At 70.4% G+C, this 25,673-nt stretch carries 27 protein-coding genes and 1 tRNA gene; 11 read left to right on the top strand and 17 right to left on the bottom strand.

The annotated features are described in order from the left end of the window. The first annotated feature begins 5 nt into the window (after positions 1–5). The 6 genes from GON04_RS16875 to GON04_RS16900 all read left to right on the top strand — a co-directional run bounded on the left by GON04_RS16875 (position 6) and on the right by GON04_RS16900 (position 4,882). Positions 6–383 (top strand): DUF934 domain-containing protein, encoded by a 378-nt coding sequence (locus GON04_RS16875; protein ID WP_232533198.1) that lies wholly within the window; start codon positions 6–8, stop codon positions 381–383. Further along, positions 383–1,108: a phosphoadenylyl-sulfate reductase gene (locus GON04_RS16880; protein WP_157399216.1), complete on the top strand. Its 726-nt coding sequence runs from the start codon at positions 383–385 to the stop codon at positions 1,106–1,108. Before GON04_RS16875 ends, GON04_RS16880 begins: the two co-directional genes overlap by 1 nt. Beyond that, entirely contained in the window at positions 1,105–2,037 is a 933-nt protein-coding gene (gene cysD, locus GON04_RS16885; protein WP_157399217.1) for a sulfate adenylyltransferase subunit CysD, read from the top strand. The genes GON04_RS16880 and cysD overlap by 4 nt, the downstream gene beginning before the upstream one ends. Next, complete coding sequence (locus tag GON04_RS16890) at positions 2,037–3,338, top strand: sulfate adenylyltransferase subunit 1 (RefSeq protein ID WP_157399218.1); 1,302 nt, start codon at positions 2,037–2,039, stop codon at positions 3,336–3,338. The genes cysD and GON04_RS16890 overlap by 1 nt, the downstream gene beginning before the upstream one ends. A gap of 103 nt (positions 3,339–3,441) precedes the next feature. Next, the gene (fdxA, locus tag GON04_RS16895; protein ID WP_157399219.1) at positions 3,442–3,771 is read left to right on the top strand and encodes a ferredoxin FdxA; all 330 of its coding nucleotides are present in this window, start codon (positions 3,442–3,444) and stop codon (positions 3,769–3,771) included. Positions 3,772–3,778: 7 nt separating this feature from the next. Continuing rightward, a complete protein-coding gene (locus GON04_RS16900) occupies positions 3,779–4,882 on the top strand; it encodes an NAD(P)/FAD-dependent oxidoreductase (protein ID WP_157399220.1) in 1,104 nt (367 codons plus the stop codon). A gap of 128 nt (positions 4,883–5,010) precedes the next feature. Here GON04_RS16900 and GON04_RS16905 read toward each other — a convergent pair whose 3' ends face one another. From GON04_RS16905 to thiD, 12 genes are all read right to left on the bottom strand, one after another. Beyond that, complete coding sequence (locus GON04_RS16905; RefSeq protein ID WP_157399221.1) at positions 5,011–5,286, bottom strand: hypothetical protein; 276 nt, start codon at positions 5,284–5,286, stop codon at positions 5,011–5,013. A 168-nt stretch (positions 5,287–5,454) separates the two neighbouring features. Next, positions 5,455–6,231: a thiazole synthase gene (locus GON04_RS16910; RefSeq protein WP_157399222.1), complete on the bottom strand. Its 777-nt coding sequence runs from the start codon at positions 6,229–6,231 to the stop codon at positions 5,455–5,457. A gap of 4 nt (positions 6,232–6,235) precedes the next feature. Further along, entirely contained in the window at positions 6,236–6,439 is a 204-nt protein-coding gene (thiS, locus tag GON04_RS16915; RefSeq protein ID WP_157399223.1) for a sulfur carrier protein ThiS, read from the bottom strand. Then, positions 6,436–7,467: an FAD-dependent oxidoreductase gene (locus GON04_RS16920; RefSeq protein ID WP_232533144.1), complete on the bottom strand. Its 1,032-nt coding sequence runs from the start codon at positions 7,465–7,467 to the stop codon at positions 6,436–6,438. Before GON04_RS16920 ends, thiS begins: the two co-directional genes overlap by 4 nt. Then, the gene (locus tag GON04_RS16925; protein ID WP_157399224.1) at positions 7,464–8,552 is read right to left on the bottom strand and encodes a thiamine phosphate synthase; all 1,089 of its coding nucleotides are present in this window, start codon (positions 8,550–8,552) and stop codon (positions 7,464–7,466) included. The genes GON04_RS16920 and GON04_RS16925 overlap by 4 nt, the downstream gene beginning before the upstream one ends. After that, positions 8,549–9,316 carry an SDR family oxidoreductase gene (locus GON04_RS16930; protein WP_157399225.1) on the bottom strand — a complete coding sequence of 256 codons (768 nt, stop codon included), beginning with the start codon at positions 9,314–9,316 and terminating at the stop codon, positions 8,549–8,551. Before GON04_RS16930 ends, GON04_RS16925 begins: the two co-directional genes overlap by 4 nt. A gap of 13 nt (positions 9,317–9,329) precedes the next feature. Then, positions 9,330–10,319, bottom strand: coding sequence for an ABC transporter substrate-binding protein (locus GON04_RS16935; protein WP_157399226.1), 990 nt, complete (start codon positions 10,317–10,319; stop codon positions 9,330–9,332). Positions 10,320–10,324: 5 nt separating this feature from the next. Continuing rightward, complete coding sequence (locus GON04_RS16940; protein WP_157399227.1) at positions 10,325–11,089, bottom strand: ABC transporter permease; 765 nt, start codon at positions 11,087–11,089, stop codon at positions 10,325–10,327. After that, the gene (locus tag GON04_RS26825; protein ID WP_338050993.1) at positions 11,080–11,820 is read right to left on the bottom strand and encodes an ABC transporter ATP-binding protein; all 741 of its coding nucleotides are present in this window, start codon (positions 11,818–11,820) and stop codon (positions 11,080–11,082) included. Before GON04_RS26825 ends, GON04_RS16940 begins: the two co-directional genes overlap by 10 nt. Next, entirely contained in the window at positions 11,817–13,286 is a 1,470-nt protein-coding gene (locus tag GON04_RS26830; protein ID WP_157399228.1) for an acyl-CoA reductase, read from the bottom strand. Before GON04_RS26830 ends, GON04_RS26825 begins: the two co-directional genes overlap by 4 nt. Beyond that, positions 13,283–14,383 (bottom strand): LuxE/PaaK family acyltransferase, encoded by a 1,101-nt coding sequence (locus tag GON04_RS16955; RefSeq protein WP_157399229.1) that lies wholly within the window; start codon positions 14,381–14,383, stop codon positions 13,283–13,285. Before GON04_RS16955 ends, GON04_RS26830 begins: the two co-directional genes overlap by 4 nt. After that, entirely contained in the window at positions 14,380–15,222 is an 843-nt protein-coding gene (gene thiD / locus GON04_RS16960; RefSeq protein WP_157399230.1) for a bifunctional hydroxymethylpyrimidine kinase/phosphomethylpyrimidine kinase, read from the bottom strand. The genes GON04_RS16955 and thiD overlap by 4 nt, the downstream gene beginning before the upstream one ends. A gap of 347 nt (positions 15,223–15,569) precedes the next feature. Here thiD and GON04_RS26835 point away from each other — a divergent pair, with 347 nt between their 5' ends. Then, complete coding sequence (locus tag GON04_RS26835; RefSeq protein WP_157399231.1) at positions 15,570–16,355, top strand: response regulator; 786 nt, start codon at positions 15,570–15,572, stop codon at positions 16,353–16,355. A 24-nt stretch (positions 16,356–16,379) separates the two neighbouring features. Here GON04_RS26835 and GON04_RS16970 read toward each other — a convergent pair whose 3' ends face one another. Together GON04_RS16970 and GON04_RS16975 are read right to left on the bottom strand one after the other, a co-directional pair. Further along, a complete protein-coding gene (locus GON04_RS16970; protein ID WP_157399232.1) occupies positions 16,380–17,396 on the bottom strand; it encodes a hypothetical protein in 1,017 nt (338 codons plus the stop codon). Between the two features lie 337 nt (positions 17,397–17,733). Continuing rightward, positions 17,734–17,809 (bottom strand) — tRNA-Asn (locus GON04_RS16975). Positions 17,810–17,994: 185 nt separating this feature from the next. On the opposite strand from GON04_RS16975, the gene GON04_RS16980 reads away from it, so the two are divergent. The 4 genes from GON04_RS16980 to GON04_RS16995 are packed head-to-tail and all read left to right on the top strand — an operon-like array spanning position 17,995 to position 21,115. Continuing rightward, positions 17,995–18,744 carry a glycosyltransferase family 25 protein gene (locus GON04_RS16980; protein WP_157399233.1) on the top strand — a complete coding sequence of 250 codons (750 nt, stop codon included), beginning with the start codon at positions 17,995–17,997 and terminating at the stop codon, positions 18,742–18,744. 13 nt (positions 18,745–18,757) lie between these two features. Continuing rightward, positions 18,758–19,522 (top strand): leucyl/phenylalanyl-tRNA--protein transferase, encoded by a 765-nt coding sequence (gene aat / locus GON04_RS16985; protein WP_157399234.1) that lies wholly within the window; start codon positions 18,758–18,760, stop codon positions 19,520–19,522. Then, positions 19,519–20,268, top strand: coding sequence for an arginyltransferase (locus GON04_RS16990; RefSeq protein WP_181653621.1), 750 nt, complete (start codon positions 19,519–19,521; stop codon positions 20,266–20,268). Before aat ends, GON04_RS16990 begins: the two co-directional genes overlap by 4 nt. Before the next feature lie 40 nt (positions 20,269–20,308). Beyond that, positions 20,309–21,115, top strand: coding sequence for an IclR family transcriptional regulator (locus GON04_RS16995; RefSeq protein ID WP_157399235.1), 807 nt, complete (start codon positions 20,309–20,311; stop codon positions 21,113–21,115). Between the two features lie 60 nt (positions 21,116–21,175). Here the strand turns inward: GON04_RS16995 and pbpG are convergent, their stop codons facing one another. From pbpG to leuA, 3 genes are all read right to left on the bottom strand, one after another. Then, positions 21,176–22,201, bottom strand: a complete 1,026-nt coding sequence (pbpG, locus tag GON04_RS17000; protein ID WP_157399236.1) for a D-alanyl-D-alanine endopeptidase — start codon at positions 22,199–22,201, stop codon at positions 21,176–21,178. Positions 22,202–22,316: 115 nt separating this feature from the next. Beyond that, the gene (locus GON04_RS17005) at positions 22,317–23,855 is read right to left on the bottom strand and encodes a 2-isopropylmalate synthase (protein ID WP_157399237.1); all 1,539 of its coding nucleotides are present in this window, start codon (positions 23,853–23,855) and stop codon (positions 22,317–22,319) included. Beyond that, positions 23,840–25,534, bottom strand: a complete 1,695-nt coding sequence (gene leuA, locus GON04_RS17010; protein ID WP_157399238.1) for a 2-isopropylmalate synthase — start codon at positions 25,532–25,534, stop codon at positions 23,840–23,842. The genes GON04_RS17005 and leuA overlap by 16 nt, the downstream gene beginning before the upstream one ends. Positions 25,535–25,673 lie beyond the last annotated feature (139 nt).

Raw genomic sequence — 25,673 nt, forward strand, 5'->3', positions numbered from 1 at the left:
GTACCCTGAAGATCCTGACCGCGCAGGAGTCCGCGGCCCTGGCCGCCGCCGCCAACGTGCTGCGCCTGACCAACGACGCCGACGTCGAGACCGTCGACCTGGACGGGGTGCAGCTGGTCGAGCTGGACTTCCCGAAGTTCACCGACGGCCGCGCGTTCAGCCAGGCCTACACCCTGCGCCGCCGCGGCTACGCCGGCGACATCCGCGCCACCGGCGCGGTGCTGATCGACCAGCTGGTGCAGATGCAGCGTTCGGGCTTCTCGTCCGCCGTGCTGCGCGAGGACCAGGACATCGCGCACGCCCAGCGCCAGTTCGACCGCTTCCCCGCCTTCTACCAGGGCGACGTGCAGCTCAAGCGCCCGCACTTCGCGCGGGAGGCCTGATGGGAGCGATCGACCTCCACGCACGGCCATCCAGGGACTACGACCGCAAGCTGGCCGACACGCGACAGCTGCTGGTGCGCGCCGCCGCCGAGTTCTCGCCACTCAAGCAGGCCAACAGCCTGGGCGCGGAGGACATGGTGATCACGCACCTGGTGAACGCGCTCGCCCTCGACATCCCGGTGTTCGTGCTCGAGACCGGCATGCTGCACCCCGAGACCCTGCAGCTGCTGGAGCGCCTGCAGGCCACCTCGCGCGCGCCGGTGGAAGTGTGGAAGCCGGTGCAGGAGCAGGTGGTCCAGTTCGTGCAGCGCGAGGGCAAGGACGCCATGTACCGCAGCATCGAGCTGCGCAAGGGCTGCTGCCACATCCGCAAGGTCGAGCCGCTGCAGCGCGCGCTGGAAGGCCAGCGCGCCTGGATCACCGGCCTGCGGCGCGAGCAGTCGAACGCGCGCGCCGAGGTGCCGCTGGTGGACACCAGCGAGCCGCGCACCAAGATCAACCCGCTGGCCGACTGGACCTGGGGCGACGTCTGGCACTACATCGCCAGCAATGGGGTCGACTACCACCCGCTGCACGACCAGTTCTATCCCAGCATCGGCTGCGCGCCCTGCACCCGGGCCATCGCCCTGGGCGAGGACTTCCGCGCCGGACGCTGGTGGTGGGAGGACGAGGCCGCCAAGGAATGCGGCCTGCACGTGAAGAACCCCGAAGGAGTTGCGGCATGAACGCCCGCGTCGAACCGCAGCTGCTGTCGCAGCTTTCCAACCGCCACCTCGATGCGCTCGAGGAGGAAGCCATCTTCGTGCTGCGCGAAGTGGCGGGCGCCTTCGAACGCCCCACCCTGCTGTTCTCGGGCGGCAAGGATTCGCTGGTGCTGCTCAAGTGCGCCGAGAAGGCCTTCGGGGCCGGCCGCATCCCGTACCCGCTGCTGATGATCGACACCGGGCACAACTTCCCGGAGGTGACCGATTTCCGCGACTACCGTGCGAAGCAGCTCGGCGCCGAACTGGTGGTGCGCAGCGTCGAGGACTCGATGCAGCGTGGCACGGTGCGCCTGGCCCACCCGGGCGAGTCGCGCAACGTGCACCAGTCGGTGACGCTGCTGGAGGCGATCGAGGAATTCCGCTTCGACGCCCTGATCGGCGGCGCGCGGCGCGACGAGGAGAAGGCACGTGCCAAGGAGCGCATCTTCTCGCACCGCGACAGCTTCGGCCAGTGGCAGCCCAAGGCCCAGCGGCCCGAACTGTGGACGCTGTTCAACACCCGCATCCACCCGGGCGAGCACTTTCGCGTGTTCCCGATCTCCAACTGGACCGAGCTGGACGTCTGGCAATACATCGAGCGCGAGCAGATCGAGCTGCCCTCGATCTATTACGCGCACCAGCGCGAGGTGGTCGAGCGCAAGGGCCTGCTGGTGCCGGTGACCCAGCTCACGCCGCCGCGCGAGGGCGAGCAGGTCGTCACCCGCACCGTGCGCTTCCGCACCGTGGGCGACATCACCTGCACCTGCCCCGTGGCCAGCCCCGCCGCCAACGCCACCGAGGTGGTGGCCGAGACCATCACCGCCGACGTGAGCGAGCGCGGCGCCACCCGCATGGACGACAAGACATCCGATGCTTCCATGGAGAAGCGCAAGAAGGACGGTTACTTCTGATGAACGCCAGCGTTTCCCCCGCCGTGCTCGCCGCCGTCCAGGACGAGGAGCACGCCGCCGCCCTGCGGTTCATCACCTGCGGCTCGGTCGACGACGGCAAGAGCACCCTCATCGGCCGCCTGCTGGTGGACAGCCAGGCCGTCCTGCAGGACCAGCTGGCGGGCGTGCAGCGCGCCGGCGCCACCGACCTGGCCCTGCTCACCGACGGCCTGTCCGCCGAGCGCGAGCAAGGCATCACGATCGACGTCGCCTATCGCTACTTCGCCACCGCCGGGCGCAAGTTCATCATCGGCGACGCGCCCGGGCACGAGCAGTACACCCGCAACATGGTGACGGCCGCCTCCAGCGCCGATGCCGCCGTGGTGCTGGTCGACGCCACCAAGCTGCGCTGGGCCGATGCCGGCCTCGCGCTGCTGCCGCAGACGCGCCGCCACTCGCTGCTGGTGCACCTGCTGCGCGTGCCGTCGGTGGTGTTCGCCATCAACAAGCTCGACGCCGTGGAACAGCCCGAGCTGGCCTTCCGCAACATCGCCGGCGCGCTGGCCACCTTCTGCGAAGCCGCCGGCATCACCGCCCGCGCCGTGGTGCCGATCTCGGCGCTGGAGGGCTTCAACGTCGTCCAGCCCACGCCCGGCTGGGCCGGCTACACCGGTGCCTCGCTGCTGCAGGTGCTCGAAAGCCTGCCCGCCGCAGCCGCCGAGACCGCGCAGGCCTTCGCCTTGCCGGTGCAGTGGGTCGAGAAATTCTCCGGCTCGGCCGACACCTCGCAGGGGCGGCGCGTGTTCTGGGGCCGCGTGGCCACCGGGACCGTGAAGCCCGGCCAGCCGGTGCGTGTCATGCCCTCGGGCCAGACCGCCGTCGTCGCCCAGGTGCTGGACACCGTGCGCCGGCCGCGCGACGTGGCCGCCGGCCACAGCGCCGGCATCGTGCTGGACCGCGAGGTCGACGTCTCGCGCGGCGACTGGCTGCTGGCGCCCGAGGCACCCGAGGCGGTGCGCGAGGTCAGCGGCACCATCGCCTGGCTCGACGACGAACCCCTGGTGGCGGGCCGCGCCTACTGGGCGCTGCACGGGCACCGCTGGGTCAAGGCCAAGGTGCGCCGCGTGGTGCACCGGCTGGACATCCACACCCTGGCCGAGGAAGACGCGACCCAGCTGGAACGCAATGCCATCGGCCATGTCGAACTGGTGTTGCAGGAACCGCTGGCCACCCGCCCGTACACGCAGGCCCGCCGGCCCGGTTCACTGGTGCTGGTGGACACCGCCAGCCACCGCACCGCAGGAGCGGTTCTCGTCCGTTGATCCCCCTGCGGCCAACGATGCGGCAGGGCTGTCCCTGCCGCCGTCAGGCCCTGCCCCGCCCGCTAAAATTCGGGGTTTTCCCCAAGCGTCCACGTAGAAGACCATGACCCACGTCGTCACCGAACAATGTATTCGCTGCAAGTACACCGACTGCGTGGACGTCTGTCCCGTGGACTGCTTCCGCGAAGGGCCGAACATGCTGGTGATCGACCCTGACGAGTGCATCGACTGCGCCGTCTGCATCCCCGAGTGCCCCGTCAACGCGATCTACGCCGAAGAGGACGTGCCGGCCGACCAGGTCGGCTTCATCAAACTGAACGTCGAGCTGGCCCAGGCGACCGGCTGGAAGAGCATCACCAAGCGCAAGCCGGCCCTGGACGATGCAGAGGAATGGAAAGACAAGCCGGGCAAGCTGTCCGAGCTCGTCCGCTGACCGAACGATGGATCCGCAACTCGACCAAGAAGTGATCAAGACCGCCGCCGCGCACGACGGGCCGATCGAGACCGACGCCGTCATCATCGGCGCGGGCCCGGTCGGGCTGTTCCAGGTGTTCGAGCTCGGCCTGCTGGAGATCAAGGCCCACGTCATCGACTCGCTCGCCTACCCCGGCGGTCAGCCGGTCGAGCTGTATCCCGACAAGCCCATCTACGACATCCCCGCCGTCCCGGTGTGCACCGGCCAGGAGCTGACCGACGCGCTGCTCAAGCAGATCGAGCCGTTCGGCGCCACCTTCCACCTGGGCCAGACCGTCACGGTGGTCGAGCGCCAGGAGGACGGCCGCTTCTGGGTCGAGACCTCGCGTGGCACCCGGTTCCTTACCCGCACGATCTTCATCGCCGCCGGCGTGGGCGCCTTCGAGCCGCGCCTGCTGAAGGTCGACGGCCTCGACAAGTTCGACGGCACGCAGCTGTTCTACCGGGTGAAGAACCCGGCCGATTTCGCGGGGAGGAACCTGGTGATCGTCGGTGGCGGCGACTCCGCGCTGGACTGGGCCTTGAACTTCGCGGGCGAGGGCCCGAACAAGGCCGAGAGCGTGATCCTGATCCACCGCCGCGACGGCTTCCAGGCCGCGCCGGCTTCCGTGGCCAGGATGCACGAGCTGTGCGAGAACCACGAGATGCAGTTCCTCGTCGGCCAGGTCACCGGCTACGAGGAAAAGGACGGCCGCCTCACCGGCGCCAAGGTCACCGGCTCGGACGGCGTGACCCGCGTGGTGCCGCTGGACGTGCTGCTGGTGTTCTTCGGCCTGTCGCCCAAGCTCGGCCCCATCGCCGACTGGGGCCTCGAGATCGAGCGCAAGCAGCTGGTGGTGGACACCGAGAAGTTCTCCACCAATGTGCCGGGCATCTTCGCGGTGGGCGACATCAACACCTACCCCGGCAAGAAGAAGCTCATCCTGTCGGGCTTCCACGAGTGCGCCCTGGCCGCCTTCGGCGCGGCGCCGATCGTCTTCCCCGAGAAGGGCAAGATCCACCTGCAGTACACGACGACGTCGCCCAGGCTGCACAAGGTGCTGGGCGTGGAATCGCCGGTGTTCGACTGAACAGCGGCCCGCTCGGCCCCGTGGGCCTGGCGTTCACCGGTCGGGTTGATGCAAGCCACCTTCGGGTGGCTTTTTCCTGCCTGCAGGATCGACGCGCGACCCTTGGCGGCGAGCAGCGCCGCCGTGCCTCAGTACTTGATGTCCCGCTTCGCCTGGCGGCCGCCTTGCTTGGTGTCGCGCTTGTCCTGGCGGCACTCGGCGTTGCTCTTCTGGTTCTCCTGCCGGCAATCGATCTTGGTCGTGCGGGCTTCGTGCTTGGCGGCCTGGTTCGCCTGCCTGCCGGCCTGGCGCTCGTCGGCCTGCCGGGTCTGGCCGGATGCGGCCCCTGCCAGCACCAGCAAGCTGGCAGCGGCAGCCAGGGGTGCGACGGTCCGGCACCAGCAGTCGAAGGTGGATTCGCTCATGCACACGCTCCTGTCGGGGAAAGATGGATGGCCGCGCGCTCGGCGGCCGTTGGCCAGTCTAAGCACGCCCCAGCTCCCCTGCCAACCTCGCCCGGCCAGCCGAGGTGTATCGGACGTAACCCTCCGACACGACGCGACGGACGGAGTGCGAACGGAAGCGCAGCCCCGTCAGAGCACGAACGGCCGTCCCGTCACCGGCGTGGTCGCCACCGCCATGTCCTGCTTGGCCATGATGCCGCCCTCGTACGCCAGGCGGCCGCCCTCGATGGCCAGCCTGAACGCGCGCGCCATGGTCACCGGGTCGTGTGCCAGCGCCACGGCCGAATTCACCAGCACGGCGTCGTAACCCAGTTCCATCGCCTGCACCGCATCGCGCGGCGAGCCGATGCCGGCGTCGACCACCAGCGGCACGTCGGGCAGGCGGGCGCGCAGCGTGCGCAAGGCGGTGGGGTTCAGCAGGCCCTGTCCGGACCCGATGGGCGCGCCCCAGGGCATGAGGATCCTGCAGCCGGCGTCGAGCAGGCGGTTGCAGGTGACGAGGTCGTCGGTGCAATACGGGAACACCTCGAAGCCGTCCCGGGCCAGCTCGCGTGCGGCCTCGACCAGCTCCCAGGGATCGGGCTGCAGGGTGTACTCGTCGCCCACCACCTCGAGCTTGATCCAGTGCGTGCCGAACATCTCGCGCGCCATGCGCGCCAGCGTGACGGCCTCGCGCGCGGTGGTGCAGCCGGCCGTGTTGGGCAGCAGGTGGGCGCCGCTGTCGCGCACCATGCGGTAGAAGTCGCCGGCGCCGGCGCCACCCGAGAGCTGGCGGCGCAGGCCGACGGTGACCACCTGGGTGCCGGCGGCACGGATGGCATCGCCCAGCACCTCGGGCGAGGGGTAGCTGGCGGTGCCCAGGAAGAAGCGGCTCTCGAGCGTGGCGCCGCCGATGGAAAAGGCCATGGGATCAGCCTCCGGTGATGGGTTCGAAGGTCAGCACGACGTCGCCGTCGCGCAGGGGATGCCGCTCGCGCAGGTCGCGCGGGACGAAGTCGCCGTTGACGGCGGTGGCCAGCGAGGCCGGTGGCTTGTCGAGCAGGGTGACGAGGGTGGCCAGCGTGGCGCCGTCGTCGAGCTCCAGGCGATCCTTGTTCAACTGGATGGCGATCATGCGAGGGACTCCAGGGCGGTCTCCACCAGGCCGGGCGCGATGAGCCAGCCGTGGCGGAACAGCCCGTTGATGCGGGTGAGGCCCGGCTGCGAGTCGAGCACGGGCTGGTTGTCGGGCAAGGCGGGACGCAGGTTGCTTTCCGAGTGCACGATCCGGGCTTCCGCCAGCGCCGGCACGATGCTGTGGGCGGCCGCGAGCAGTTCGACCGTGCTGCGCACCGAGACCGGCGAGCGGTCCTCGCTCTCGATCTCGCTGGCCCCCACGACCACGATGTCGGGCGCGCGCGGCACCAGGTAGACACGGTGGCGCGCATGCAGCAGGCGCACCGGCCGGCGCAGTTCCACGCCCGGCGCCTGCAGCCAGAAGATCTCGCCGCGCACGCCGCGCACCGGCAGCTGCGGGCGCGCGCCCAGCCCGCGCACGTCGAACACCCAGTCGTACGGCTCGCGCCGGCCGCCCAGGTGCAGGCAGCCCGGCTCGACCGCGTCGACCGGCGACGACCAGTGCCAGTGCGCCGAGGGAGCGCCGGCCACCAGGGCCTGCATGGCCTGCACGGTGTGGATGCGGCCCTCGCCGCGCAGCAGCCAGGCTTGCGGGCCGGCGCGCAGCGACGGCTCCAGGCCGGCGAGGTCGCCGGCCGTGAGGGGCTCGGCCTCGTGTCCTGCCGGCAATTTGCGGGCCAGCAGGTCCAGCACGCGGCGCGCCGCGCCGGCGTCCTCGCGGTGCGCGACCAGCAGGCTGCCGTCGAGCGCGAACTCCACCGGCTGCGGCAGCCCGCGCAGGATGGCCGGCCACAGCTCGATGGAGCGCAGGCCCCAGCGAAACACGCGGTCGTCGGCCGTCTCGAGTTCGGCCAGCGGACTGAGCATGCCGGCCGCTGTCCAGCCGGCCGCCCCGCGCCCGTCCGGGCCCGGGGCGGGATCGTGCACGTGCACCGCGTGGCCGGCGCGTGCGAGCGTGAACGCCAGCAGCCGGCCCAGCAGGCCGGCGCCGGCGATGCCGATGCGCAGGGAACGCAGCGAGGTCATGCGAGCGCTCCCAGCGTCGGGTGCGGCCGGGCCGGCACCGGCGTGGCCGCCGCCTCGGCATGACCGGTCGCGAACGCCTCCTGCAAGGCCGGCACGACCTGGCGCGGGTCGGCGCCGAGGCCGCGCAGCACGCACACGCCGTCGGCGCCGGCCCGGGCGGTGAGCCGGACCTGCTCGGCGGTGAGGATGCCACCGATGGCGACGACCGGCGCCCGGGCCGCGCGGCACCACCAGGCCAGGTTGTCCAGGCCCTGCGGCCGCCACGGCATGTCCTTGGTGGTGGTCGGCCACACGGGCCCGCAGGCGACATAGCGCGGCGCCAGCGCGCGGGCGCGGGCCAGCTCCCACATCGCATGCGAGCTGATGCCCAGGGCGACGCCGCTGGCACGCAGCTCGGCCCGGCCGGCCTCGCCCAGCGCCAGCAGGTCTTCCTGCCCGAGATGGACCGCCGCGGCGCCGAACTCGGCCGCCAGGCGCCAGTGGTCGTTGATGAACAGCGTGGCACCGGCGTCGCGTGCCAGCGCAAGGCCCTCGCCCAACGTAGGGCGCAAGGCGTTGTCCCAGGCCGCATCCGCGTCGGCCGGGCGCTTGACGCGCAGCTGCACGGTGCGAACGCCCGCCTGCAGCACCTGGCGCAGCCGGGCCGTGCTGTCGACGATGGCGTACAGGCCGAGCGGCTCGCGCGCCGGCATGGCCGCCTGCGCCGCCGGCGCCCCCTGGTCGCCCCAGGACAGCAGGGGCAGCGACGGCCAGGCCAGCAGCGCGGCGTCGGCCGGCACGTGTCCCTGCGCCAGCGCGGCTCCCCAGGCCTGCGCGAAGGTCGGGACGTCGTCGCCGCGGATCCAGCCGCGGGCCTGTTGCGCGTCGAGCCAGTGGGCGGCTTCGCCATCGATCCGGTCGACGGACAGGACGACCACCGCCGCCGCACCACCGGCACGCAGCGCGGTCGCCAGCGCGCGGGCCGCATCGGCCGGCGCCAGGCCGCGGACGCCGTGCACTTCGCAGGCCTGCGCGAACGGCATGACCTCCGGCACCGTCGAGCCGGTGGCGAGCACCGCCACCAGGGGCATGGTTGCGGCGTTCATCGCATCACCCTCCCGCCATCGACGAACAGCACCTGGCCGGTCATGAAGCCGGCGAGCGGCGACGCCAGGAACAGCACCGGGCCGGCCACGTCGTCGGGCCGGGCCAGCCGGCGCAGCGGCGTGGCCGCCATCAGCGCCTCGCGGAACGACGCGCGGGTGCCGGCGCTGCCCTCGGTCGGGTGCACCAGGCCGGGCGCGACGCAGTTGACGCGCACGCCCTGCGGCCCGGCCTCGGCGGCCAGCTGCCGGCTGAAGCCGACCAGGGCCGACTTGGCCGTGGCGTAGTCGTGGTACGGCACGACGGGGTCCTCGACCAGGTCGGTCACGATGTTGACGATGGCGCCCTGCGCCCGCGTGCGCAGGTGCGGCAGCGCGGCGCGGCAGACATGGAAGGCCGCGCCGACCGAACCCTCGAACTGGCCCTGGTAGTCCGACCAGGCCAGGGCCTCGAACGGCTTGCGCCGCTCGGGGTCGAAGCTGTAGGGGGCGAACGCGTTGTTCACCACCACGTCGAGACGTCCCAGGTCCTGCGCGACACGGCCGACCAGTCCGGCCGCTTCGGACGGGACGGTGACGTCGGCCTGCAGCGCCACACCGTCGCCGCCCGCCTGGCGGCAGGCCTGCGCCACGTCCTGGGCGGCGTCGGCGCGCCGCAGGTAATTGACTGCCACGGTGGCGCCGCGGGCCGCGAACGCCTTGGCGATGGCCGCGCCGATGCCGCGCGACGCGCCCGTGACCAGGACCACCTTGCCCGAAAAATCCATTCCCGTCCTTCCTTCAGCGTCCCGGCAGCAGGTCGACCGCGACCACCTGCGCCATGTCCAGGGGGTGCTGCACCAGCTCGAGCTGCCGGTACACGTCGGCAGCCTTCTGCAGCATGGCGACGTCCATGGTGCCGAGCCCGCGCTGCCTGGTGAGCTCGCTCACGCTGGAGGCATTGCGGACCTTGATGATCTCCAGCGCGAGCTCCGGGTCGGTGGCGTCGATGGCGCGCTTGCCCGCCAGCGCGGCCGCCTCGGCCGGACTGGCCATCATCCAGGCCGCGCTGTCGCGGTAGCCGCGCAGGAACCGGCGCAGCACGTCCTTGCGGCGCTGGTACACCTCCTCGCGCACCACGAACAGGTCGCTCGAGACGTTGAGCACCTTGCCGACTTCCATCACGTCGACCTCGGCCAGGCCGCGCCGCCGGCCGACCAGCAGGCCGGTGTCGGTGGCCGCGGTGGCGTCGACCTGCCCCTGCAGCAGGGGCGCGAAATTCAGCAGGCCGGTGACGACCACGGTGACGTCTGCCTCGCTCAGGCCGGCCAGGTGCAGCATCACCTGCAGGTTCTGGCGCGTGCCGCTGGACAGGCTGTAGACGCCGATGCGCTTGCCCTTGAGGTCGGCCGGCTTGCGGATCCCGCTCTTGCGCAGCGACACCACGTTGAACACGTTCTGCGGGTAGATGTCGTAGATGGCGCGCAGCTTCTCGCCCTTGTCGAGGGCGGCGAACAGCGAACCGGGATCGGTGAACGCCACGTCGGCCTGGCCGCTGAGGATGTTGCGGATGGCATCGCCGCCACCGGCGCCCGGGATGTAGTCGAGGGTGATGCCCTGGGCCCGGTAGAACGGCTTGTCCTCGTCCACCAGCAGCGGCGTGACCTCGGTGATGGGCTTGCTCCAGCCCGCGACCGTCACCTTGTCGGGGCGCGGCTGTGCCAGGAGGGGAGCGGAGAGGCCGATGCCGGCGGCGGCCAGGAGCAGGTGGCGGCGGGTGGTCAGGTGCATGGCGGTCAGGCGGAGTGGGTGTAGGGACGCAGCAGGCGGCGCTCGAGCAGCACGGTCGCCTGGTAGAGGGCCAGGCCGAGAACGGAGATCAGCACCAGCACCGCGAACATCAGCGCGGTGTCCATGCTGCCCTGCGCCGCGATGATGAGCGCGCCCAGGCCGTGGCTGGCGCCGATGAACTCGCCCACCACGGCACCGACCAGCGCCAGCACGACGGCGATGCGCAGGCCGGCGAGGACGGACGGCAGGCCGCTGGGCAGCTTGAGCCGCCACAGCGTCTGGGCGCGGCTCGCGCCCAGCATCCGGAACAGCTCGAGCCGGTCGGGCGGCACCTGCGCCAGGCCGGTCATGGTGTTCTCCATCAGCGGGAAGAAACAGATCAGCGCGGTGATGACCACGGTGGATGTCTGGCCGAAGCCGAACCAGATGATGAAGAGCGGCATCAGCGCCAGCTTGGGCACGACCTGGCTCACCACCACGTAGGGCATGAGCAGCCGGCGCAGCGCGGGCTGCTCGGCCAGCACCACGCCGGCGGCGAACCCGATGCCGCAACCGAGGAGCAGCCCCAGCAGCAGTTCGCTGCCAGTGGCGCGCAGGTGCGGCCACAGGTAACCGCTGGCCAGTCCCTTGCCCAGGGCGGCCAGCACTGCGCTGGGCGGCGGCAGCACCAGTGCCGAGAGCGACAACCCGCGGGCGGCGGCTTCCCACGCCGCCAGCAGCGCCGCCAGCAGCGCGAGGCTGGCGAGCCGGTCGCGTGGGCTCACGCGCATGCCGCCTCCTCCAGGCCCAGGGCCTCGCGCACGTCGGCGCAGGCGCGGCCGAAAGCCGGCGTGTCGCGCGTGCGCGCCTCGGGAGCGACATCGACGGTGCGCACCAGCCGGCCCCCGGCGATGACCGAGACCTGGTCGCCCAGGAACACCGCCTCGGCGATGTCGTGCGTGACGAACAGCACCGAGGTGCCGCCGGTGCGCACCACCCGCAGCAGGTCGCGCTGCAGTTCCTCCCGGGTGATGGCGTCCAGCGCGGCGAACGGCTCGTCGAGCAGCAGCAGCGGCGGCTGCAGCAGCAAGGCGCGGGCGAGCGCGACCCGGCTCTGCTGGCCGCCGGACAGCTGGCGCGGGTAGCGCGGGCCGAAGCCGGCCAGGCCCAGTTGCGCCAGCAGCGCATCGGCTGCCTGCTCGTCCTGCCGGGCGGGGCGCCGTTGCAGCGAGACCGGCAGCAGCACGTTGGCGCGCACCGTCAGCCAGTCGAGCAGGGTCGCCGACTGGAACACGAAGCCGACCTCGCGCCGGTCGTCCGGCGCCGCGCCGCGCAGCAACACCCGGCCGCGCGCCGGCGCCAGCAGGCCGGCCGCGAGCTTGAGCAGCGTGGTCTTGCCGCAGCCGCTGCGGCCCACCAGGCAGCGGATCTCCCCGGCCCCCACCGACAGCGAGACGTCGTCGACCACCGGCGGGAACCCGGGGTAGCCGAACGACACGCCTTGCAGTTGCAGGAAGCTCACGGCGACCCCTCCTGCGCATACGGAGCCAGGCGGTCGGCGGCGCGCTCGGCCGCCTGTTCGATCTCGACGATGCGCACCAGGTCCGCCAGGTTGAAGCGGCCGTCGTGGTGCCAGCCGGCTTCCGGCTGCGTCATCGCGCCCAGCGGCGCGATGCGGGTGATGCCGGCCTGGCCGAACACGTCCGCCAGCCGGTGCAGCTCGGACGGGTCGGCCGCCAGGCCCAGCGTCTGCAGCACGGCGGCATGCGGTTGCACCAGCGGCACCACGTCGTCGAGCGCGTCGACGGCGCTGACTTGCACGCACCGATGGCCGGCCGACGGCGCGAAGGGCTGGGGTGCCTCGCTGTAGGCGACCGCCCAGGGGCCTTGCTCGTCGCCGAACAGTTCGCCGCCCTGCCCGGCCAGCGCGCGCCATTCGGCCGACTGGCGCCAGCCCGCCACGCCGGCCGATTCGGCGAGCGAGAGGTGCCGCCGCGGGTGCCGCTGCTCCAGGTTCGCCAGTTCGCCGGCCAGGTGCTGGGCAAAGTCGCGCGGGGCCATGGCGCCGCCCCGCTCCACGTAGAGGGCATGCGGCGAGTAGCAGCCCTGCTGCTCGAAGCGCACCACGTCGAGCGCCGCCAGCCGCGCCGCGGCCGGGCCGCGCTGGCGGTCCAGCGCCGCGCGGCCCACCAGGGCCAGGCCGAGCTTGTGGCCGTACCCCAGGAAACGCGTCGTCACGGGCACGCGCTCGCGCACCTCGCGCAGCGCCGCGTTGCCGCCATAGGCGAGCACCACCTCGGCTTCGCGGTACAGCGCCACGTCGGGGCCGGCCTCGCCGCCCTTCCACCAGACCACCGCAAGGCAGTCCGCCAGCGGCGGGTGCACCTCGGCCAGCAGCCGTGCCAACAGGCTGGCGAACACGGGCTCCGCGCTGGGCAGCTTGCCGACGTTGCCGGCCTTCACCAGCAGGCCGCACGCCAGGCTCCAGAGCGGCAGCCCCGGCACGTTGCCGGCCCAGCCGTGGGCCAGCACGCGCGGCCCGAAGGCGCGCACCGCACCGCCCTTCACCGCGGGCTGGAAGCCGTCCAGCACCTTGGGGTTGGCGAAGTCCTGGGCCACGAAACGGCGCAACTGCGGTGCGCGGAACGCCTGCAGGTAGGCGGTCAGGCCCAGCCGCACCATCTCGGGGTCGTAGCCGGTGACCACCGGCAGCAGGTCGTCCAGGCGCCGGCGCACGGGGTCGGCGGGGTCGAGCAGGCGCGCGACGGCGCGGTCGACAACGTCGATGATGGCGTCCACCGGCATGCGGTGCAGCGTCTCCTGCGCGGCACGCCCGACCCGGCGGGCCAGGGCCTGCATCTGCGCCTCCGTGAGCAGGGGCACCTCGACCACGGCTTCGCGCCCGTGGGCGGCAAAGCGCAGCTCGCGCCACTGCACGTCGGCGGCATCCAGCCCCGGCAGGTGGCCGGCACGCAGGCGGTCGGTCATGCGCGGGCCGCCTCCAGGAACTCCTGCACGGCCAGCGAACAGCCTTTGGCCTGCGCACCCTGCGCCCGACCGAGCAGCAGGAAGCCGTGGTCCGTGGCCACGCCCACGTCCTCGGTCAGGATGGCGGTGGCCGAATTGAAGTTCGCCAGGTCGCAGTGCGCCAGCACGCCGCGCTGGCCGGCCGGCACGTCGCGGCCGGTGAGCGGGTCCACCACGCGGGTGCGCACCCAGTGCGGGCCGGACTTGACCGAGGGCACGACGGCATTGCCGTCGTCGTAGAACTGCGAGCTGAGCTCGGTCATGCCGTACATGTTGATGCAGCGTTCGCGCGGCACGCCGAACGCGCGCACCAGCGCGTCGTAGAACGCGTCCGGCGCCAGCTCGCGCGACTGGTTCTTGTAGCCGCCGGTGTCCAGGATGCGGCTGCCCGCGGGCAAGGCGAAGGCCAGGCTGCGCGCCTGCAGGGCGTCCAGGAGGTGCACGAAGCTCGCACTCGCGCCGAGGATGGCGATCGGCTGCCCGCCGGCCTGCGCCTGGGCCAGGGCGGCGCAGACGCCGTCGACGTCGAGGCCGCTGGCCACGCTCACGTACGACCGGCCGCCCGGCGCGCCGAAGGTGCGGGCCGCCAGCGAGAGGTAGCGCGCCAGCGAGGAGTTGCGCAACTCGGCCTCGTCCGGGAACAGCAGGACCATGGGCATTTGCCGCGCGCCCTGCAGGAAGCGGCGCTCGAAGTTGCGGCGCATGGAGACATCCCACACCGCGATGGTCGGGTGGTGGTTGCGGCCCTTCACCTCGCCGCGCGTGGTGCCGCTGGTCATGAAGATGCGTTCGCAGTCGGCCGGTGGCACGCAGGTCAGCGTGGCGTCCTTGAACGCGCTGATCGGCACCGGCGGGATCTGACGCCACCCCTGCAGGCGGTGCGGGGCCATGCCGCGCCGCTGGCAGAAGCGCCGGTAGGGCTCGTCGTTCGCGAACTGGAAGGCGAACAGCTCCGCGGCGACGGCGTCGAATTCGGCGTCGGTGCAGCCCTCCTGCGCGAGGAAGGCGAGCAGGCGATCGACGACCGGCTGCAGGAGGGGCGGCACCGGGTGCGTCATGCGAGGGGGCACAGTTGCATCGGCCGCGGTGCGTGGCCGTGGTTCAGGGGACCGCTGCCGGCGCCGGTGCGCACCTCGGCGCCGGCGCGCAGCGCCGACCGCACGTAGTCGCTGGCCTGGCGCACCGCCTGCTCGAGGCCAGCCCCCAGGGCGAGCGAGGCGGCGATGGCACTGGACAGGGTGCAGCCGGTGCCGTGGGTGTTGGGCGTGGCGATGCGCGGCTGGCGCAGCCACACGGGAGCGGCGCCGGTGGCCAGCAGCAGGTCGCTGACCGTGTCGCCCTGCAGGTGCCCGCCCTTGAGCAGGACGGCGTTCGCACCCATCGCCAGCAGCTGGCGGGCGGCGGCTTCCATGTCGGCTTCGGTTCGCAGCGGCCGTTCGACCAGCAGCGCCGCCTCGTCGAGGTTGGGCGTGACGAGCAGTGCCCGCGGGAACAGCTCGCGCACGAGCGAGGCGACCGCGGCCGGATCGATGAGGGTGGCGCCGCTCGTGGCCACCATCACGGGGTCGAGCACCACCTGGCGCAACGCGTGGCGATCGAGCGCGGCGGCGACGGCTTGCACCGTGGGAGCGGAATGCAGCATCCCGATCTTCACGGCATCGACCCCGATGTCTTCCACCACCGCATCGATCTGGTCGGCCAGGATGTCCAGCGGCACGGCATGGATGGACCGCACGCCGAGCGTGTTCTGGGCGGTGAGCGCCGTGATGGCCGTCATGCCGTAGCAGCCGAGCGCGGCGATCGCCTTGAGATCGGCCTGCACGCCTGCGCCGCCTCCGGAATCGGACCCGGCGATGGACAGCACGCGCGGATACTGGAAGCGCTGCGGACCGTTCATGGACGGCCTCTCGCGGTGCTGGCAATCGGGATCATGGAGCCTCCTTTGCGCAAATGGCAGGTGCTCCGAAGGACGGTGCGCCATGGCCGACGGCCCTGGCGGGTGCTCTTCTTACGCCGGTCTGAACCGGTTCAAGTTCACGGGTCTGGATCTCAGCACGCTATCGCGTACACCCCGGAGCGCAGGCATTGTGACACACCGTCGCGACCGCACCCGCGCCAAGGCCGCAGCCGTCATGGGGATGCCTCAATGGATGAGGTTGCGGGCGGCGATGCGACGCGCCGTCCGGCGAAAACGTGCACTTCAACCTTGCGCGCAGGCGTGAATCGACTTACAACCACGATGCCATGTCTAGCTCGTCCAGCGTTGCGGCCCCCTTCGAGAAGACGCGAGTCCTCGTCGTCGAGGACCACGACGACTGCCTGCTGACGATGGTGGAACTGCTGTCCGGCGCCGGGTGCGAGGTCCGGTCCGCGCGCAATGGCCCCGACGCGGTGGCCATCGCGCGCGACTTCCAGCCCGACGTGATGTTCCTGGACCTGGGGCTGCCCGTGATGAGCGGCTACGAGGTGGCCCGCATCCTGCGGGCCGATCCACGCACCGCCGGCATGATGATCGTCGCGGTGACCGGCTACGGCATGCCCCAGGAACGGGAGCGATCGACCTCCGCCGGCATCGACCTGCACCTGGTCAAGCCGGTGCCGTTCCAGCAACTGCATGCGGCGCTCAATGCCGCCACCACGCACGTGCCGGCGCAGCGCCAGAACCAGACCGTGCTGGTGGTCGACGACAACCCGGCCGGCCGCTACGCCACGGCGCGCGGGCTGGGCGCCGCCGGGTTCAAGGTGCTGGAGGCGTCGACCGGCAAGGAGGCGATGGAACTTGCCGTGCGCGCCCATGCCATGGTGCTGGACGTCTTCCTGCCGGACCTGGACGGCCGCCAGGTCTGCCGGGCGCTGCGCGCCCAGGTGGCGACGGCGAACCTGCCCATCGTCCACGTCTCGTCCGTGTGCGTCAGCGAGTTCGACGCAGACGAAGGGCGCCGCGCGGGCGGCGACGCCTACCTCGTCACGCCGGTGCCCACCGTCACCCTGGCCCGGGTGATCGATTCGCTCATCGCCGCCAGGTCCTGAGCGGCCCCGGCCGGCGCCGGCCCGTTATTGCATCGCGGCGACATTGCGCCAGAACGTCTCGAGGCTGGGCGTGCGGCCCGAGAGTGTCGTGAAATGCGCCACGTCCACCATCACGACGTCGCCGGCACGCTGTCCGTTCGGCGCGATCCAGAGCAGCGCATTGAATTCGGTGTTGCCGGCCGTGACGAACGGGTGCGGCCGCGTGGTGTCGACCGGCTGGCGGCCGAGCACCCTGATCAGGCTGTTGCCGGGGTCCAGCACTTCATAGTGCGGCAGGTGGGGATGGAAGTTCAGGGACGTCACCCCGTTCAGCAACCCCAGTTGGTCGATGTCCCGGTCGGCCGTGAGCGGCATCGGCGTGCGCGCGCCCGGCAGCACGGCGGGCCGCAGGCCCCAGCGGTTGACCACCGGAATGCCCAGCGCCTTCATCAGGCTGCGCGTGTAGCAGCTGAAGCGCTGCTGCCTCGGCACCACCGGGTCGCCGTGGTGCAGGTACTCCTGCTGCCGCATCTCGGGATCGTCGCTGAAGCCCACGTCGTGGTGCGGCGCCAACACGAGGCAGGTGCCCTCGCGCTCGAGCCACTCCTTGATCGCGGCGATCTCCCCGGTCGAGGCCTCGTCGCCGCAGGCCAGGTGGTCCATGCCGAAGACCAGCAGGGTGTCGGCGTCGGCCAGCACCCGTTCGTCGAGCGGCTGCCGGTAGCCGGCCTGGTCGATGCGCTGGAACACCGCGACCGGCTGGCCCGTCGCCTCGCCCGCGACGGCCTGGAACTGCTGTGCCGATCGGTGCAGCAGTTCCAGCGTGCCGGCGATGCCCTGCAGGAACGCAGCGTCGCTCCACTGCCATCCCTCGTAGGCCGGCCAGGCCGCGCGGCGGAATTCCGTCATCGTGGCGAACCGGTTGTCCAACTGCATCAACTCGCGGTTGCTCTCCCAGCCATAGCTCCACGTCCAGTAGATGCTGATGCGGCGCTTGCCGCGCGCGAACCGGCGTGGCACGTGGACCTGGTTGTAGGTACGGGCGGCGGACAGCGTCGTCATCCGGGATCTCCAGGCGGGAATGCCGTTCAGGCGCGGATGTCCACGATCGGCTCGGCGCGTCGCCGCCCGACCCCGCGGACCGCCGCAGCACGGAGCCGATCCCGGTCGTCCGTCGTGGGGAAGTCGGCCATGGAGTCCTCTGCGGGCAGGCAATGACGCTGCCTCCACAGTGCGCGACCCCTGCAAGACGGGCAATGCGACCAAGGTCCAAGGCCAGCCGGACGGCGCGCGTTTGGGGTGAACGGCGCAGGCCGGCAGCGGCAGGCTGGACCGCGCAGGGCGAGGAAGCGCCACAAAGACAAAGGCCCCGCACTTGCGTGCGGGGCCTTGCTGTTCTTGGCTCCCCGACCTGGGCTCGAACCAGGGACCTACGGATTAACAGTCCGGCGCTCTACCGACTGAGCTATCGGGGAACAGCCCACGAGTATAACCGGCTTTTGCGCGACCTCGTCAGCAAGTCGAACGCAAAAAATCCGGGCGGCTCGACATCACGGCGCCGTTCGCCGATGCAGCCCTCGATTCCCGCCCCGAACTCGACGGTCGCGCTGTCTTCGCTACCATCGGCGCACCACCCCGGCCGTCGAGAGACCCGATCCCCTTGCTCCCCATCCGCGTGATCAGCCTGCAGCGCACGCCCGAGCGGCGCCAGGCCTTCCTCGCCCGCAACGGCCATCTGCCCTGCACGTTCTTCGATGCCGTGGATGGGGCGCGCCTGACGCCCGAGGACATTGCCGCCACCGGCCTGTTCGCGCCGGGCCTGGCAAGGACGTACACGCCGGGTGCCTACGGCGCCGCCCTGTCGCATTGGCAACTCTGGGGCGAAGCCATCGACGGTGGCCGGCCCCTGACCGTGGCCGAGGACGACGCCGTGTTCCGGCACGACTTCGCCGACCATGCGCAGCGCCTGCTCGACGGGCTGCCGGTCGGCTGGGATTTCATGCTGTGGGGCTGGAACTTCGACTCGGTGCTGTCCGTCCACGCGATGCCGGGCGTGTCGCCGGCGGCCATGGTCTTCGACCAGGCTGCGATGCGCGGCTCGCTCGACGCCTTCCAGGCCCTGCGCGACCCGGTGCTCGCGTTGCGACTCGACAAATGCTTCGGCATCCCGGCCTATACCATCAGCCCGGCCGGTGCGGCGCGGCTGCGCAAGCTATGCTTCCCCCTGTCGGAACTGTCGGTTCCGATGCCCATCCTGAATCGCAGCTTCCCCAACCTCGGCATCGACGCGGCGATGAACGCGGCGTATTCCAACACCTCCAGCCATGCCAGCTTCCCGGCCCTGGTGGTGACGTGCAACGACGCGCGCATCTCGACCATCCAGCGGCAGCGGCCGTCCCGCGAAAGCTGAGACCCCGACCGGCATGCCCGTCAAGCGACTGCCCTGGCTCGAACCCGGCGACCGGTTCCCACCGGCATCGAAGGCCTGGGACGCGTCGCAGCCGGCGCCCGGGCTGCTGGCGGCCGGTGGCGCACTGGATGTGTCGACGCTGGAGCGCGCCTATCGCGGCGGCATCTTCCCCTGGTTCAGCGAAGGCCAACCCATCCTGTGGTGGAGCACCGACCCGCGCATGGTGCTGTTCACGGACGAGTTCGTCCTGCACCGCTCCTTCCGCAAGACGCTGCAGCGGTTGTTGGCGTCCGGACGCTGCGAGGTCCGCTTCGACACCGCGTTCGCCGAGGTGATCCGCGCCTGCGCCGCCAGCCCGCGCGAAGGCCAGTCCGGGACCTGGATCGTGGCGGAGATGGTGCAGGCCTACGAGGGCCTGCACGCCGCGGGCAACGCGCACAGCGTCGAGACTTGGATCGACGGCCAGCTGGCCGGCGGACTGTACTGCGTGAACTTCGGCAAGGCGGTGTTCGGCGAGTCCATGTTCACCCGCATGCCGGACGCCTCCAAGATCGCACTGGCCGCGCTCGTGGCCTTCTGCCGCGTGCAAGGCATCGACCGCATCGACTGCCAGCAGAACACGCGCCACCTGGCGTCGCTGGGGGCGCGCGAAATCCCGCGCGCCGACTTCGTCGCGGGAGTGGCCGAACGCGCCGAGCAGGCCGCGCCGCACTGGCGATACGAGCCCGTATACTGGCGCGAACTCCCCCTGTTGCCGAAGACGAAGAGCGCCGCGTGACGCACCTCAAGGACCTTCCGCTCCAGACCCTCCAGTTCTACGCGACGGCGCCTTACCCGTGCAGCTACCTGCCGGGCAAGCAGGCCCGCTCCCAAGTGGCCACGCCCAGCCACCTGATCCACAACGACGCGTACTCCGACCTGGTCACCAGCGGCTTCCGGCGAAGCGGCATGTTCACGTATCGGCCGTACTGCGACGGTTGCCGCGCCTGCGTGCCGTTGCGGGTGCTGGCGGCGCAGTTCAAGCCTGACCGCAGCCAGCGCCGCGCGTGGGCCCGCCACGGCAACCTGCAGGCGCGGGTGCTCAAGCTGTGCTTCGTGCCCGAGCACTACCAGCTGTACCTGCGCTACCAGAGCGGCCGCCATGCGGGCGGCGGCATGGACCACGACAGCATCGACCAGTACACGCAGTTCCTGCTGCAGAGCCGCGTCAACTCCCGGTTGGTGGAGTTCCGCGACACCCTGCCCGACGGTTCGCCCGGCGCCTTGCGCATGGTGTCCATCCTCGACGTGCTGGGGGACGGCCTGTCGGCGGTCTACACCTTCTACGAACCCGACAGCACCGCCAGCTATGGCACCTACAGCGTCCTCTGGCAGATCGACCAGGCGCGCAAGCTCAAGTTGCCGCACGTCTACCTGGGCTACTGGATCGGCGAAAGCGCCAAGATGAACTACAAGGCGCGCTTCCAGCCGCACCAGGTGTTGCACGAAGGCACGTGGACCAACGTTCCGCCTTCCACGGCTTAATTTCACAAAGTAAAATCATGGGACGCATCCGGACGTTCCCATGAGAAAGCCAGACAGCGGCCCGGCCGCCACCCCCACCATCCAGGTCATCGAGCGCATGTTCTCGGTGATCGACGTCCTCGCCGCGCGCGAGGAGGCGGTGTCGCTGAAGGAGATCAGCGAGAAGACCGGCCTGCATCCCTCCACCACCCACCGCATCCTCAACGATCTCGCGGTCGGCCGTTTCGTCGACCGGCCCGAAGCCGGCAGCTACCGGCTGGGCATGCGCCTGCTGGAACTGGGCAACCTGGTCAAAGGACGCCTGAACGTGCGGGATGCAGCCCTGCCCTTGATGCGCGAACTGCACAAGCAGATCCAGCAGCCGGTGAACCTGTCGGTCCGGCAAGGCGACGAGATCATCTATGTCGAACGCGCCTACAGCGAGCGTTCGGGCATGCAGGTCGTGCGCGCCATCGGCGGCCGCGCGCCGCTGCACCTGACCTCCACCGGCAAGCTGTTCCTGGCCGCCGACGATCCCCAGCGGGTGCGTGCCTACGCCACGAGAACCGGCCTGTCGGGCCACACGCGCAACAGCATCACGCAGCTGCCGGTGCTCGAGCGCGAACTGTCGAAGGCACGCCAGTACGGCATCGCCCGCGACAACGAGGAACTGGAGCTGGGCGTGCGCTGCATGGCGGCCGGCATCTACGACGACCAGGGCAAGCTGATCGCGGGCCTGTCGATCTCCGCGCCGGCCGACCGGCTCGACGAAGGCTGGCTCACCAAGCTGCAGACCACCGCCAACGAGATCTCGACGTCGCTCGGACATCGGCCCCCTCCCGCGGCGGCGCCGGCCAAAGCGGCCTGAGGCTCCAAAGGGAAACGGCCCCGACGGGGCCGTTTTGCTGTTGCCGCGAGCGCTGCGGCCTTATCCGTTGACCTGCCGCACGACGGCCGAGGTGGCGGGCGTACCAGGCGTCGCGGCCGGGGCATTCGACTCGACCCAGCGGCGCACGCGCTCGGCATCGGCAATGCGGCTCAACTTGCCGGCGGAATCGAGGAACACCATGATCAGCTTGCGGCCGGCCACCTTGGCCTGCATGACGAGGCACTGCCCGGCTTCGGAGATGTAGCCGGTCTTCTGCAGGCCGATGTCCCAGTCCGGGTGCTTCACCAGGCGGTTGGTGTTGTTGTACTGGAGGGTGCGCTTGCCGACCGCGAACTCGTAGCTCGGCGACGTGGAGTACTCGCGCAGCTGGGGATCCTGGTAGGCGGTGTTCACCAGCGTGGCGAGATCCTGCGCGCTCGACTGGTTGCGGCTGGACAGGCCCGTGGGCTCGACGTACTGCGTGTCCTTCATGCCGAGCACATGGGCCTTGGCATTCATCAGCGACACGAAGGTCTGCAGGCCACCGGGATAGGTGCGGCCCAGCGCATGCGCGGCCCGGTTTTCGCTGGACATCAGCGCCAGGTGCAGGGCTTCGGCGCGGGTGAGCGTGGTGCCCACGCGCAGGCGCGAGCTGCTGCCCTTTTCGGTGTCGACGTCGTCCTGGGTGATCGTGATGACCTCGTCCATCGGCAGCTTGGCTTCGCTGACGACCAGGCCCGTCATGAGCTTGGTGAGCGACGCGATCGGCAGCACGGCCTGGTCGTTCTTGGAGAACAGCACCTCGCGGGTGTCCTGGTCGATGACCAGGGCCACGCTGGAGCGCAGGTCGAGTTCGTCCTTGCCGTGCAGGCCGGCCAGCTGGCCGAACGAGGGGCGCGCCGCGGCCATGATGACGGGCCGGCGCTTGGTGGCGACGACGGTCTTGGCGACGCGCGGCTTCTTGACGACCTTGCGGGGTGCAGCTTCCGCAACGGCGGGCAGGAGCGCAGCCGCCAGGGCGACCGCCGTCAAGGCAGTCAACAATCGGTTCAGGGTCTTCTTCACAAGATTCGGCGCTTGGTGCATATCCACGGTTCCTTGTGGCCCTTGGTTACCGGGGGGCATGACCCGGTAAAAACTGCACAACATCAACGACTTAGGAATGGTTCCTCATCGTGCGCCGAATTATATGGACACAACCCTAACCTTGTGCAGCCACCCGCTCAGCTTTACTTTGTAACTTGTTGAGGGCGCTCAGGTAAGCCTTGGCCGACGCCACGACGATGTCGGGGTCGGCGCCGACGCCGTTCACCACCCGCCCGGCGTTCTGCAGCCGAACGGTCACCTCGCCCTGGCTCTCCGTCGATCCGCTGATGGCGTTGACGGAATACAACACCATTTCGGCGCCACTCTTCACGTAGCTTTCGATGGCTTTCAGGGACGCATCGACGGGACCGTTGCCGTCGGACGAGCCGCGCACCTCCTTGCCTTCGGCAGTGAACACCACCTCGGCATGGGGCCGCTCGCCGGTCTCGCTGTGCTGGCGCAGCGACACCAGACGGAAGGTTTCCTGGTGCTGGGTCACCGCCTCGTCGCTCACCAGTGCCAGGATGTCCTCGTCCAGGATCTCGCTCTTGCGGTCGGCCAGTTCCTTGAACTTGGCAAACGCTGCGTTGGCTTCGCTTTCGCTGTCGAGCTGGACGCCGAGCTCCTGCAGGCGCTGCTTGAAGGCGTTGCGGCCCGACAGCTTGCCCAGCACGATCTTGTTGGCGGACCAGCCCACGTCCTCGGCCCGCATGATCTCGTAGGTGTCGCGCGCCTTGAGCACGCCGTCCTGGTGGATGCCGCTGGCGTGGGCAAAGGCGTTCGCGCCCACGACCGCCTTGTTGGGCTGCACCACGAAGCCGGTGGTCTGGCTGACCATGCGGCTGGCCGGCAGGATGTGCCGCGTGTCGATGCCCACCTCGAGCCCGAAGTAGTCCTTGCGGGTCTTCACGGCCATGACGACTTCCTCGAGCGAGCAGTTGCCGGCCCGCTCACCCAGGCCGTTGATCGTGCACTCGACCTGCCGCGCCCCGCCGATCTTCACGCCCGCCAGCGAGTTGGCGACGGCCATGCCCAGATCGTTGTGGCAATGCACAGACCAGATGGCCTTGTCCGAGTTCGGGATGCGCTCGCGCAGGGTCTTGATGAAGTTGCCGTACAGCTCGGGGACTGCGTAGCCCACCGTGTCGGGCACGTTGATGGTGGTGGCGCCCTCTGCGATGACGGTTTCCAGCACGCGGCAGAGGAAATCGACGTCGCTGCGGTAGCCGTCCTCGGGCGAGAACTCGATGTCGCCGCAGAGGTTGCGTGCGAACCGCACCGACAGCTTGGCCTGCTCGAGCACCTGCTCGGGCGACATCCGCAGCTTCTTCTCCATGTGCAGCGGCGAGGTCGCGATGAAGGTGTGGATACGCGAGCGGACCGCCCCCTTCAGCGCCTCGGCCGCGCGGCTGATGTCGCGGTCGTTGGCCCGCGACAGCGAACAGACGGTGGAGTCCTTGATGGCCCCGGCGATCGACTGCACCGCCTCGAAGTCGCCGTTCGAGCTGGCCGCGAAACCGGCCTCGATGACGTCGACCTTCAGGCGTTCGAGCTGGCGCGCGATGCGCAGCTTCTCGTCCTTCGTCATCGAGGCGCCCGGCGACTGCTCGCCGTCGCGCAGGGTGGTGTCGAAGATGATCAGTTGGTCTGCCATGCTGCCTCCTGTCCGGTGGTCCGCCCGACGGCCCGCTGCAGGCCGGACACGATGGCCTTGAGCGACGCCGACACGATGTTCGCATCCATCCCGACGCCGAACAACGTCTTGTGCCCGATGCGCAGCTCGAGGTAGGCGACGGCCTTGGCATCGGCCCCCGAGCCGATGGCGTGCTCGTGGTAGTCGAGCACCCGGACGACCTGGCCGGTGGCCGCGGCCAGGCCCTCGACGAAGGCGTCGATCGGCCCGTTGCCAGCTCCCTGCACCTGCAGCGAGCGCCCGGCGACCACCAGGTCGGCCGACAGCTTCACGAGCGTGCCGTCCGCGCCGGCCTGCTCCACCAGCTGATGGCGCGGCGCGGTGATCTCCGCCAGGCCGTACTCGCGTGTGAACAGCTCATGGATCTCGCGCGCACTCAGCTCCTTGCCGCTGGCGTCCATCACCGCCTGCACCACCTGGCTGAACTCGATCTGCAGCCGCCGCGGCAGCTCCAGGCCGTATTCGCTCTCGAGCAGGTAGGAAATGCCGCCCTTGCCCGACTGGCTGTTGACCCGGATCACCGCCTCGTAGCTGCGCCCCAGGTCCTTGGGGTCGAGCGGCAGGTAGGGCATGTCCCAGAGATCGCTGTCCTTGCGGGCCGCAAATGCCTTCTTGATCGCGTCCTGGTGCGAGCCGGAGAACGACGTGTAGACCAGTTCGCCGACATAGGGATGGCGCGGGTGCACCGGCAGCTGGTTGCAGTGCTCGACGGTCCGGCGGATCTCGTCGATGTCGGAGAAGTCGAGGCCCGGATGGACGCCCTGGCTGTAGAGGTTGAGCGCGACGTTCACGAGGTCGAGGTTGCCGGTGCGCTCGCCGTTGCCGAACAGGCAGCCCTCGAGACGGTCGGCCCCGGCCATCACCGCGAACTCGCCGGCGGCTGTGCCGGTGCCGCGATCGTTGTGCGGGTGCACCGACAGCACGAGGCTGTCGCGGCGCGCGAGGTTGCGGTGCATCCACTCGATCATGTCGGCGAAGATGTTCGGCGTGGAATGCTCCACCGTCGAGGGCAGGTTGACGATGCACTTGCGCTGCGGCGTCGGCTGCCAGACGTCCATGACGGCGTCGACCACGCGCTTGGCAAACGTGAGCTCGGTGCCGGAGAACATCTCGGGCGAGTACTGGAACACCCACTCCGTCCCCGGCTGCTGCGCGGCCAGTTCGTTGAACAGGCGCGCCTGCGAGGTGGCGAGGCCGACGATGCCGTCCTCGTCGAGGCCCAGCACCACCTTGCGCATCACCGGCGCGGTGGCGTTGTACAGGTGCACGATGACCCGGCGCGCGCCCTGGAGGGCTTCGAACGTGCGGCGGATGAGGGGTTCACGTGCCTGGGTCAGCACCTGGATCGTGACGTCGCGCGGGATCAGGTCCTCGTCGATCAGCTTGCGGACGAAGTCGAACTCGACCTGGGAGGCGGACGGGAAGCCGACCTCGATCTCCTTGAAGCCGATCTGCACCAGGGTCTGGAACATGCGCAGCTTGCGCGGGATGTCCATGGGCTCGATCAGGGCCTGGTTGCCGTCCCGCAGGTCGACGCTGCACCACACGGGAGGACGGGTCAGCACGGCATCCGGCCAGGTGCGGTCGGCCAGGCGCACCGGCGCGAAGGGGCGGTACTTGCTGGCGGGATTCTTCAACATGGACATGGGATCGTCTTTCGTCTCGGTGGTGAACCAGCAGCCCCAAAGAAAAACGGCCCGCTGCTGGTGCAAACGGGCCGTCGAGTGAGGTGTTCTTGCGCGCGCGCTACCGACTCCGCCCGTGGGGGATTAGCAGTAG

Origin of the sequence: Ramlibacter pinisoli, assembly GCF_009758015.1 — a bacterium.
Taxonomy (GTDB): domain Bacteria; phylum Pseudomonadota; class Gammaproteobacteria; order Burkholderiales; family Burkholderiaceae_C; genus Ramlibacter; species Ramlibacter pinisoli.

What these genes read in the sequence shown, in the direction of transcription:
- GON04_RS16880 (WP_157399216.1), top strand. Translation starts at nt 383, where the DNA reads ATGGGAGCGATCGACCTCCACGCACGGCCATCCAGGGACTACGACCGC.
- cysD (WP_157399217.1), top strand. Translation starts at nt 1,105, where the DNA reads ATGAACGCCCGCGTCGAACCGCAGCTGCTGTCGCAGCTTTCCAACCGC.
- GON04_RS16890 (WP_157399218.1), top strand. Translation starts at nt 2,037, where the DNA reads ATGAACGCCAGCGTTTCCCCCGCCGTGCTCGCCGCCGTCCAGGACGAG.
- fdxA (WP_157399219.1), top strand. Translation starts at nt 3,442, where the DNA reads ATGACCCACGTCGTCACCGAACAATGTATTCGCTGCAAGTACACCGAC.
- GON04_RS16900 (WP_157399220.1), top strand. Translation starts at nt 3,779, where the DNA reads ATGGATCCGCAACTCGACCAAGAAGTGATCAAGACCGCCGCCGCGCAC.
- GON04_RS16905 (WP_157399221.1), bottom strand. Translation starts at nt 5,286, where the DNA reads ATGAGCGAATCCACCTTCGACTGCTGGTGCCGGACCGTCGCACCCCTG.
- GON04_RS16910 (WP_157399222.1), bottom strand. Translation starts at nt 6,231, where the DNA reads ATGGCCTTTTCCATCGGCGGCGCCACGCTCGAGAGCCGCTTCTTCCTG.
- thiS (WP_157399223.1), bottom strand. Translation starts at nt 6,439, where the DNA reads ATGATCGCCATCCAGTTGAACAAGGATCGCCTGGAGCTCGACGACGGC.
- GON04_RS16920 (WP_232533144.1), bottom strand. Translation starts at nt 7,467, where the DNA reads ATGACCTCGCTGCGTTCCCTGCGCATCGGCATCGCCGGCGCCGGCCTG.
- GON04_RS16925 (WP_157399224.1), bottom strand. Translation starts at nt 8,552, where the DNA reads ATGAACGCCGCAACCATGCCCCTGGTGGCGGTGCTCGCCACCGGCTCG.
- GON04_RS16930 (WP_157399225.1), bottom strand. Translation starts at nt 9,316, where the DNA reads ATGGATTTTTCGGGCAAGGTGGTCCTGGTCACGGGCGCGTCGCGCGGC.
- GON04_RS16935 (WP_157399226.1), bottom strand. Translation starts at nt 10,319, where the DNA reads ATGCACCTGACCACCCGCCGCCACCTGCTCCTGGCCGCCGCCGGCATC.
- GON04_RS16940 (WP_157399227.1), bottom strand. Translation starts at nt 11,089, where the DNA reads ATGCGCGTGAGCCCACGCGACCGGCTCGCCAGCCTCGCGCTGCTGGCG.
- GON04_RS26830 (WP_157399228.1), bottom strand. Translation starts at nt 13,286, where the DNA reads ATGACCGACCGCCTGCGTGCCGGCCACCTGCCGGGGCTGGATGCCGCC.
- GON04_RS16955 (WP_157399229.1), bottom strand. Translation starts at nt 14,383, where the DNA reads ATGACGCACCCGGTGCCGCCCCTCCTGCAGCCGGTCGTCGATCGCCTG.
- thiD (WP_157399230.1), bottom strand. Translation starts at nt 15,222, where the DNA reads ATGAACGGTCCGCAGCGCTTCCAGTATCCGCGCGTGCTGTCCATCGCC.
- GON04_RS26835 (WP_157399231.1), top strand. Translation starts at nt 15,570, where the DNA reads ATGTCTAGCTCGTCCAGCGTTGCGGCCCCCTTCGAGAAGACGCGAGTC.
- GON04_RS16970 (WP_157399232.1), bottom strand. Translation starts at nt 17,396, where the DNA reads ATGACGACGCTGTCCGCCGCCCGTACCTACAACCAGGTCCACGTGCCA.
- aat (WP_157399234.1), top strand. Translation starts at nt 18,758, where the DNA reads ATGCCCGTCAAGCGACTGCCCTGGCTCGAACCCGGCGACCGGTTCCCA.
- GON04_RS16995 (WP_157399235.1), top strand. Translation starts at nt 20,309, where the DNA reads ATGAGAAAGCCAGACAGCGGCCCGGCCGCCACCCCCACCATCCAGGTC.
- pbpG (WP_157399236.1), bottom strand. Translation starts at nt 22,201, where the DNA reads ATGCACCAAGCGCCGAATCTTGTGAAGAAGACCCTGAACCGATTGTTG.
- GON04_RS17005 (WP_157399237.1), bottom strand. Translation starts at nt 23,855, where the DNA reads ATGGCAGACCAACTGATCATCTTCGACACCACCCTGCGCGACGGCGAG.
- leuA (WP_157399238.1), bottom strand. Translation starts at nt 25,534, where the DNA reads ATGTTGAAGAATCCCGCCAGCAAGTACCGCCCCTTCGCGCCGGTGCGC.